Below are 1,024 nucleotides of genomic sequence, written 5' to 3'. Positions count from 1 at the left end.
CGGCCCTGGCACAACCCCTGTGAGCACTGAAGATTCCTGTGGGAGCGAGCCTGCTCGCGAAAGCGACCTCACAGCCAACACCTGCTTCCCGACGCTACCGTGCTGTTGCCAATTTTTGCCTTTTAAACGCCGCTGTTTAAAAGACACCTCCAGACACGCCTTCCAGGCTACAAATTCTTGCGCCATTGCCTACAGCTACGCCAGAATCCGCCGGCTTGTACGCCTAGGGGGCGGATTCTATTGTGGTGCGGTCGCTGACGAATCAGCGATCGGGTCTCGCAGCCCGTCGATCTCTGGACGCACAACACCCGCTGTGTTTATGGCGGCTGTACGTGGGAGACCTTCGGGTCTGCCGGTTCTAGAGTCCCGGTCTGCGACCCGCGTACAGCTGCCACCAACCATTTCGTATCGCAGCGAAAGTTGGCAGCTCCGTCGACTCTAGGAGCTTCACCCATGATCAAACCAACACCCAACCCACCCGAATCCGACCCCACCTCCCCCTACGAATCCCTCGACTCAAAAAAACTTCACCAAGCCGCCGACCGCGCCCTCGACCACTACCTCTGCCCACCCGGCTCGACCCCACCGCCGTTCAGCCCCCGCGCCATGTACGCGGTCACTGCCGACACCAAAAACGAAGACCTGCTGGCCAACGCCTGCGAAACCCTCGCCTCAGCGAAAACCATCGCCCAGGAATTCGCCGGGCTGGTAAAGCCATCGCAGCGGCGGACGCTGATGGGGATTGCGCAGTTGATCATGCTCGGAGAATTGGCGGTGAATCGGGTGCTGGATAATCTGGAATTGCCGCAGTGAGGCAGAAAAGCTGAGCTGTTGGCTGTCCATTCTGGCCCCTTCGCGAGCAGGCTCGCTCCCACAGTTTGACCGCATTCCAAACGCGGAGCGGGCCGGTTCGCGACGACGACCGCTCGTCGGATACCACGGCGCACCTGTCAACTCTGACAGGTGCGCAATCCCGCCAACGCGCGTTAACTCACTCCGTCACCTTTCCGTCGGAGTCGATGCC

General features: G+C 60.5%; 1 protein-coding gene. It reads left to right on the top strand.

Annotated features, from left to right (window positions below; genetic code table 11):
• Nucleotides 1-453 precede the first annotated feature (453 nt).
• On the top strand, nt 454-813 hold the full coding sequence (locus tag F8N49_RS27815) for a DUF6124 family protein (RefSeq protein WP_024012116.1): 360 nt from the start codon (nt 454-456) through the stop codon (nt 811-813).
• The last annotated feature ends 211 nt before the right edge of the window (nt 814-1,024 follow it).

Origin of the sequence: Pseudomonas sp. GXM4, assembly GCF_008923895.1 — a bacterium.
In the GTDB taxonomy this organism is placed as follows: domain Bacteria; phylum Pseudomonadota; class Gammaproteobacteria; order Pseudomonadales; family Pseudomonadaceae; genus Aquipseudomonas; species Aquipseudomonas atacamensis.
The sequence above is the reverse complement of the archived record's forward strand: the minus strand, read 5'-3'. Positions and strand labels throughout refer to the sequence as shown.